Annotated in this window: 8 protein-coding genes; all 8 read left to right on the top strand. The window is 46.8% G+C overall.

Features of this window, described 5'->3' with window-relative positions; all coding sequences use genetic code 11:
• The first annotated feature begins 358 nt into the window (after window positions 1-358).
• On the top strand, window positions 359-580 hold the full coding sequence (locus C7459_RS00040) for a DUF1659 domain-containing protein (protein ID WP_109684992.1): 222 nt from the start codon (window positions 359-361) through the stop codon (window positions 578-580).
• 29 nt (window positions 581-609) lie between these two features.
• Window positions 610-828: a DUF2922 domain-containing protein gene (locus tag C7459_RS00035; protein WP_109684990.1), complete on the top strand. Its 219-nt coding sequence runs from the start codon at window positions 610-612 to the stop codon at window positions 826-828.
• Between the two features lie 261 nt (window positions 829-1089).
• Window positions 1090-2277, top strand: coding sequence for a helix-turn-helix domain-containing protein (locus tag C7459_RS00030; RefSeq protein ID WP_109684987.1), 1188 nt, complete (start codon window positions 1090-1092; stop codon window positions 2275-2277).
• Between the two features lie 315 nt (window positions 2278-2592).
• Entirely contained in the window at window positions 2593-3885 is a 1293-nt protein-coding gene (locus tag C7459_RS00025) for a helix-turn-helix domain-containing protein (RefSeq protein ID WP_109684984.1), read from the top strand.
• A gap of 1320 nt (window positions 3886-5205) precedes the next feature.
• The gene (locus C7459_RS00015; RefSeq protein WP_170119172.1) at window positions 5206-5466 is read left to right on the top strand and encodes an integrase core domain-containing protein; all 261 of its coding nucleotides are present in this window, start codon (window positions 5206-5208) and stop codon (window positions 5464-5466) included.
• A gap of 648 nt (window positions 5467-6114) precedes the next feature.
• Window positions 6115-6765, top strand: a complete 651-nt coding sequence (gene istA / locus C7459_RS23750; RefSeq protein WP_245884349.1) for an IS21 family transposase — start codon at window positions 6115-6117, stop codon at window positions 6763-6765.
• Between the two features lie 217 nt (window positions 6766-6982).
• Window positions 6983-7357, top strand: a complete 375-nt coding sequence (locus C7459_RS24100) for a Mu transposase domain-containing protein (RefSeq protein ID WP_425450703.1) — start codon at window positions 6983-6985, stop codon at window positions 7355-7357.
• Between the two features lie 40 nt (window positions 7358-7397).
• Window positions 7398-7560 (top strand): ATP-binding protein (locus tag C7459_RS24095; protein ID WP_425450706.1); only part of this gene is annotated, 163 nt, incomplete at its 3' end.

The following is a 7560-nucleotide window of genomic DNA, read 5'->3' as shown; positions in this document are numbered from 1 at the left end:
CACTGGTAGCGTATTTCAGAGCGCAGATAAACCAAGTAGAGAGAAAAGAGAACGGGTCATGATGCCCGTTCTCTTTTTTCTACGCCAATCGCTTACAAAGCTCCCGAAGCTCCCGAAGCTCCCGAAGCTCCCGAAGCTCATGCACGGCTAGGTGTTCGAGCAGAGAATTCTTTAATCGCTTCGGTTCCACGGAAGCGATGAGATCGTCCAGTGTGGCATCGCGATTGGGAACCAGTTCCACGAGGATGCATCTTAGCCTGCCGGTGTTAAGAAAAAAATATTTTCCCGCTGTCCCAGAATCGCCCCTCTCGTTGCATGGTAGAAGTGTAGGGCCAAACTCACCCAGGAGGGATTCTAGATGATCAATTCCAACCAAGGCTGGACGAGCATGATGTTGCGCCTGCAAACGGGCTTCGACGAGAAAGGAACCCCGCAATACAAAGACAAGACCTATTCCCGAGTTCTCCCATCCGCCGCAGAGGACGATGTGTACGCCGTCGGTGAAGCGCTCGCCAGCCTGAGCACGTACAAACTGCACCACATCCAACTGCTTGAACGCGAAGACCTGACCCGTATCTAAACCACCACACGTAAAGGAGGGAACCGCTCATGCAAAAGCGCGATCTCGAACTGTTCTTCACCACCAACCTCAATAAAAAAGTCAAACTCGTCATCCCGGAACCGAAGCAAGACCTCACCGCTGCAGAAATTCAGAGTGTCATGGATCTCGTGATCTCAAAAGGGATTTTCGACTTCCCGCAAGGCGTTGCGGTCGCAAAACACTCGGCTCGCATCGTCGGATCGAATGTGCAGAAAATTGAAATCTAAGTACAAATATGACAGGCCGAATCCCGGCCTGTCTTTTTTATAGAAAGGTATTCTCAATAAGTTAGGATTGGAGTCTATCTTGTAACCATCTTGAATGAACTCGAACATCGAGTGTTGTGTTTAAACTGACGATTCTTTCGGAATAGTAGCTACAAAATATGTACTTAATTGGAGGGAATCGCTATAATTGAAAGGATATGAAATTTCACTAGTATCTTACACTTGAACATACATCGCTCGAATGACGGAGGTTTACGGCTCATGTCTACAATCGAACAAACTATAAATCCAACAAAGGGAAAAATCCCCCTTACACGACGCATTGCCGAACTCATGCAAGAAAAAGGTGACGGGTTCACTATTCGTGGATTTGCAACACGTCTCGGAATCAGTCGTGAGTATTTACGTTTAATGCTTTCTGGTGAACGTAATCTCTCTCCTGCGATGCTGGAAAAGATCGCTCAGGGGCTTGGTGTATCTTTGGAGCGACTACACCAATTAGATACGGCAAAATCCCAAATGGAATTGTCCAAACTACTCGATAGACATAGAAGAACTAAAGTGATGCTAATGCAAGCTCTTGATCTAGCTACAGTGATCGTAAAATTGGCAAGGGGAGCTACGGAACGTGGGTTTGCCCTGAACAATCTAGGTCGTGTTCAATTTTTACAAGCCAAGTACGATGAAGCGCATGGTACGTGGAGCCGTGCGCTTGTCTATGCACAACAGTTACATGCACAATTTGACGAGAAGCATTTACTCCATCTAGTAACAGCCAATTTGATGTTAACTTCCACGATTCGCAAAGAGTATAGCAACATAGAAGAAATACTTCAGGTTGTAGAACAGGCATTCCCAGATAATTCACAAGTGATGGGCATAAGTTTTTACACGAGGATGAAAATGCAGGAAGATCGTGGAGACATGAAGCAAGCAAAGGAACACGCTTATCGTTCACTGGAGTTTTTCGAACAGACCAACAACGGAAATCACATTGGAAAAGCACTATACAATGCTGCTTATTACGAGTACATCCTTGGTAACTATGAAAAGTCTGCAAAGCTATTGTCTTCTGCCTTGAAGCACGTCTTACCTTACGAGGACGTATTGGTACAAGTTGTCAAGAACTATGTGAAATCCTTGATGAAACTAAGGGACTATGATACGGCAATTCAAGTGGTAGAAGAATATACAGAAGTTGTAAAAGAGTATCCGGAGTACGCGGCAAAGCTAAAGATTATGTACTCCGTGGCAGTAGATGATCCTTCATATGCTGAATCTGTCATCAATGATGCAACTCTGAGTGCAAGCGTACGGTACATCGCAAGTAAGTGCCTAACGGAATACTACTACCTGAAAGGTGACGCAGTTACTGCCATGCGATACTATGAGAAGGTACGAATCTATTCTAGCACCAAAAGCGAGTATCTTGACGAGGAGGAACTTTGATGAAGAGGTTGTTAGCTTGCGGACTATTGCTCACTATTGTTGTTGGTATCGCAATTGGAAATGCGAATTGGCACAAAGATGCAGGAACGATACCTCCTGATCCACTTGGTATAGTCGCAACCTATAAGTAGCAAATCCACCCCTCGTACTTGGTAAACGAGGGGCTTTTTGTTGTCACTTTCGAAATGTGACAACTTTAAAATAGAGTTGCAGTTACAAAGAAATGACAACTGGATACTACCACAATCACCACCTCAGAATGACGGGGTGGTTTATTGTGTTTATAGGAAATAAACAAATATAGAGGTGATTAATTTGGAAACCTTCGGTCAACGCCTACGTCAATTGCGGATGAAGAAAGGTCTAACCCAAATACAACTAGCAGAAGGGATCGTAACCCCGTCAATGGTTTCACAGATCGAATCAGACAAGGCCAAGCCAAGTTATCACGTCTTGGGGAAGATTGCTGAGAAACTTGAAATTCCTCTAGACGAACTGATTGGGAACTTGGAAATGAACCTTGTCGTAATCAGTGAGTACAGATTGGCAAAAGGCATGCTATCTGCAGGTGAATTTTCAGGTGCGTTACCATTTTTGAAAAAAGTCATCCAAACGAACAATGGCAAGCTCGACCCGTTTGAAATTCGATATGATTACGCCTGCTGTCTGCTTGGGTTGAACCAGTTTTTAGAAGCAGAGGAGTCGTTCCAGCAATTGTTAGACCACACACAATCAAATAATGGAAGCCCCGTCATGCTCATTCGTGTCCTTCATCAGCTTGGCCAGCTTGAGTTAAAACGCAGACGCTTCCAGATCGCTGAGTATTATTTGACAAATGCCCTCACACAGATGCGGTCCTCCAATTTGAAGGATGTAGATCTCCAATGCTCGTTGTTGTTGACGTTGGCGGATATTCAACAAAAATCGGGGCAATTGCAACAGGCGATTGCCACGCTTCAACTGGCCATGCCGATTTTTGAGGAACGTGAGGACATTCAAGGACTTGGGAACCTCTATATGAAACTAGCTCAGTCCTCCCACGTAGTCGACAAGTACGAGCAAGCAACGGACTACGCCCAACGTGCCCAGTGGTGTTTTGAGGCATTGAATAGCAAAACGGAGAAGCTGACTCTTGAAGTCCGGCTTGCAGTTCTCCAAGGGGAGATGGGGAACCGTGACAAGGCGATAAGTGCGTTAGAATCTATCGTGGTGGACTACCGAAGACTTCGACGGGATGAAGAAACGGGGGTCACGGTGACGGAACTTGCGAAACTCTACCTTGCAAGTGGCAAGCTCGATCAAGCGGAGGAAGCGTGCGAAGCGGCTCGTAAACTATTGCCAACCGTCCATTCCTACCAAGCATGGATCGCCAGGATTCAAGCCGGTATCGCGCATGCTCGAAGTCAACATACGGTCGCAGTCAAATTCATGAAACAGGCGGCAGACTGCTTCAAACTCACTGAGTGCCACATGGAATACGAGGAGACGATGCAAGAACTATCTCGTTTGTACGAGTCCCAAGATGACTGTCAGAGTGCGTTACGTGTAATGCATGAGATGTGGTCATTCAACCGTCAAGCTCGGGAGCAGAAAGGGATCGTACTATAAGTCAGGTTGTTTTGCCGAAGAACGTCAACGGGTTTGTCCGTACTGATTCTGGCTCACACTTCCTTCTGTTACTAGTAGAGCATTCGTTCGGGCATTCCCTACAGCGGATCAATCCCATTGAACGTGCAAGCACGGCACGGAACAAGACAGAATCTGCCTGTGAACTAATCTGCAAGGCAATGGAGATATTCCAGCAGAATGGGCTGATGGAACAGATCGAGAAACTTCTTGAAATGATCACGACCCGAACAGAGACGGAGTGCACAAGGGTACAGGAGGACATTGCTGCGTTACTTCTGACCATGGAACTGGATTAAATATGAAGGTTGAGCATGAACGGATACGTTTGGGAGGTGGCTAGGCTAACTCCGGCATGGATCGAGGATACCTGTATCAACATCGGCACAAGCCCAAACGTTGGAAGTGAAAAGGAATCGAGTTCGAAGTTCCAACGCCGAAAGTAACAATTGAGTTATGGCCGGATGCAAAGAAAGTGGCACTGTTTACTCCGTGCACGGATGAGTATCGAGCCGTTAAAGAAGAAAACGACAAGCTCAAACGCATACTTGGTGAAAAAGACCTCGAAATCGAGATCTTTCGTGACCTTTTAAAAAAGGGCCGACCCAACTTATCGTAGAAGATAGAAGTCGCCGACAAATGGATCGGGTTGGGATATTCGGTACGTACCGTCTTGCGAATTGTCGGCGTTTTGGAAGCGACGTGGAATGCCTGTAAGAAGCGGGAACAGGAGGCAGAGAAGCTAAGAATTCATGGTGGAGGTCGTCACAGCCAGGCTATTCAGTGACACAAGAAAACAAGCGAATTAGTGATGAACAGATCAAAGCGTGGTTGTTGGAGGCTTTAGAAGGTGATGGAAATGCCTACGGGATATAAAAAGCTGACACTCCTCTTGCAACGAGTACGCAACCTGATCATTAACAAGGAAAAGTCCATCGACTTTTCCAAGACCTGGATCTGCTACACCCTCAACGTCAGGTGAAGACCAAATATCCTCGTAAGATCGCGGTGAATCATGAAATCACGGCTCCTTATCAACTGTGGGAAACCGATGTGAAGTATGGATATGTTGAGGGGGAGCAACGATTCTTTTTCCTGCTTTCCATACTGGACGAATAACGATCGTGCTGTTATCGACTATTACATCGGCTCAAAGTGCGAAGCAAAAGACGCGGTGGAATTGTTACAGCGAGTATTATGGAAACGAAATCAGTTTGGGGAAGAGCAACGTCCAATCATTCGAACGGACAATGGCCCCAGTTTATTAGCCATGCCTGTGAATCAGCCTGCGAGGAATTTGGCATGGAGCACGAACGCATCCCTCCGAAAACGCCAAGCAAGAACGCCCACATCGAGTCGTTTCATGCGGTTCTAGAGGACGAGTGCTTGCGTCGGTCCGAGTTTGAAATGTTCGCAGAGGCTCATGAGGCGGTCTTGGAATTTATCAATTTTTACAACGAGCGTCGAATCCACGGCAGCCTGTACGATCTGTCACTTAAGGAGTTTGGAAGTAGTAAGCGCTGGACGGGTAAAACTGTTGGATGTGAAGCTGTAATAGCCTAGAGCGATTATGTACTCAAAGTAGCAAGAGAGGATAAGGTAACTTGGCTCAAGTTTTAGGGTGTTGAACCGGATTGAAGTCACAGAGAAATTCGTGAGTATTAAAATGTATCCATTACAACGAAACGAGCCCTAGAAGCGATTCTAGAGGCTCGTTTTTTCATAACGATTTGGAGTTGTGGCGAATGGACGCTTTTTCAGTGGGCTCCCGTCTGGGTACTCCTTCGCTTCTGACATTGTTTTAGCGGATCCGCTTCCACTTGTTGCAGATATCATGCTCAGGGGCAGTCATCCATTTCAGACCGATGAGAGGGTGCTCCAACCGACTATTCGGGGGTTGGGTTAAGTCTGGATTTCCTTTTAATAAATGCCCAGTGGGCAATTCCTACCCAACAAGTACAAAAGGAATTTCGACAGATTGGGGGAGGACGAATGAAGGGCATTTGAAGCGTACTTGGCGGAGGATAGGCATTTAGAGTGCCGATCTTCGTAGCCAGCGGGGTACTTGCCCTAGCAACGTTCGGCACTGTCAAGTCTGCAAAAAACGTATTGAAGTAAAGGGGGGTGGACAACGGTTGTAAAATCCTCAATATAAACGGTTGAAAATTCCCCACTTCCAACGAATAGTCTCTCCGAGAGGAGAGAGATTTCATGGTCAAGAATGGGGAGTTTTTTGTGATCAAAGAGATGAAACAGCGTGGCATGAGCATCACTGCCATAGCAAAAGAACTAGGTCGAGACCGCAAGACAATCCGAAGATGGTTATATGAGGATTATCCGGACACGTACCGACGTACCGTAGACAAGCCTGAAAAGCTCTCGCCATTCAAAGCGTATGTGCGTCAGCGGATGGAAGAAGGTTGTTTAAACGCGGTTGTGATTTTAGACGAGATTCGAGCTGCTGGTTATACGGGCGGAATCACGATCCTGCGAGACTTCATGAGACCTTTAAGACCCCAAGTTTCCTCGAATGCAACAGTAAGATTCGAAACACAGCCCGGCCAACAGGCTCAAGTGGATTGGGGCGAGTTTCGAGTCGATTGGAACGGCAAGAAAAAGAGACTCTACGCATTTGTCATGGTTCTGGGCTACTCTCGAATGCTCTATGTGGAGTTTACAGAAGATCAACGGCTTGAGACCCTCATGGGATGCCACGAACGAGCAATGAACTATTTCGGTGGCATTACGGAAACCTGCCTCTATGACAATATGAAAACCGTTGTCGCGGGTACAGACGACCAAGGCGAAGTAGTTTGGAATGAGCGTTTCGCTCGCTTCACATCATGGCTTTCTCCTCCGTAGTTGCCGTCCCTATCGGGCTCGCACAAAAGGAAAGGTGGAAAATGGAGTGGGTTACGTACGCAAAAACTTCTGGCCTCGAGTGTAGACATTTACAGATCTTCAGAATCTGAACGAACAAACTCTTCTCTGGTTAAACGCCATTGCAAATGTTCGCCTGTACGGAACCACTCAGAAGCAACCCATTGACCTTTTCGCTCAGGAACAATTGAAGCCATTGGTGTCAGAGCATTTTGATCGCGTGGACTTTCATGTTCGTAAAGTGTCGTCAGACTCACTTGTCTCCCACGAAGGAAACCGCTACTCCGTACCGATTCGGTTCGTAGGTCACCTCGTTCATGTGAAGGATGATCGTCGCGGCGGAATTCAAATCCACTACGAAAACAAGATCATATCTGAACAACGAAAGTCCTCTGGACAACGGGAAATTGTGCAAAATAAAAACCACTTCGAAGGCATTCGAAAAGACACTGTCGCAAAACCGGTTCCCCAACCAACACCGCGACTTATGCCCTCTTCACCAATACCTGAAGTGGTCGTACGCCCCCTTGCCGTGTATGAACAGTTCACGGCAGAGGAGGTGACGCGCTCATGATCATTCAAGAGCGCCTGCAAGCTGCCTTTCAACAGTTCGGATGGGTACGGATTCCCGAAACCCTCCATGCTCATGCGGAATAACGTATTTGGAGTTTCTGGACAAGCGTCTCCAGGAAGAATTAACGGCCAAACACGACCGCTATCTTCGTACGAGGACACGTCTCGCCAAGCTTCCTTATCATAAGACGATTGATCAATTTG

Source organism: Tumebacillus permanentifrigoris (assembly GCF_003148565.1).
Taxonomy (GTDB): Bacteria; Bacillota; Bacilli; order Tumebacillales; family Tumebacillaceae; genus Tumebacillus; species Tumebacillus permanentifrigoris.
The sequence above is the reverse complement of the archived record's forward strand: the minus strand, read 5'-3'. Positions and strand labels throughout refer to the sequence as shown.

What these genes read in the sequence shown, in the direction of transcription:
- C7459_RS00015 (WP_170119172.1), top strand. Translation starts at nt 5,206, where the DNA reads ATGGAGCACGAACGCATCCCTCCGAAAACGCCAAGCAAGAACGCCCAC.
- C7459_RS00035 (WP_109684990.1), top strand. Translation starts at nt 610, where the DNA reads ATGCAAAAGCGCGATCTCGAACTGTTCTTCACCACCAACCTCAATAAA.
- C7459_RS00040 (WP_109684992.1), top strand. Translation starts at nt 359, where the DNA reads ATGATCAATTCCAACCAAGGCTGGACGAGCATGATGTTGCGCCTGCAA.
- C7459_RS00030 (WP_109684987.1), top strand. Translation starts at nt 1,090, where the DNA reads ATGTCTACAATCGAACAAACTATAAATCCAACAAAGGGAAAAATCCCC.
- istA (WP_245884349.1), top strand. Translation starts at nt 6,115, where the DNA reads ATGGTCAAGAATGGGGAGTTTTTTGTGATCAAAGAGATGAAACAGCGT.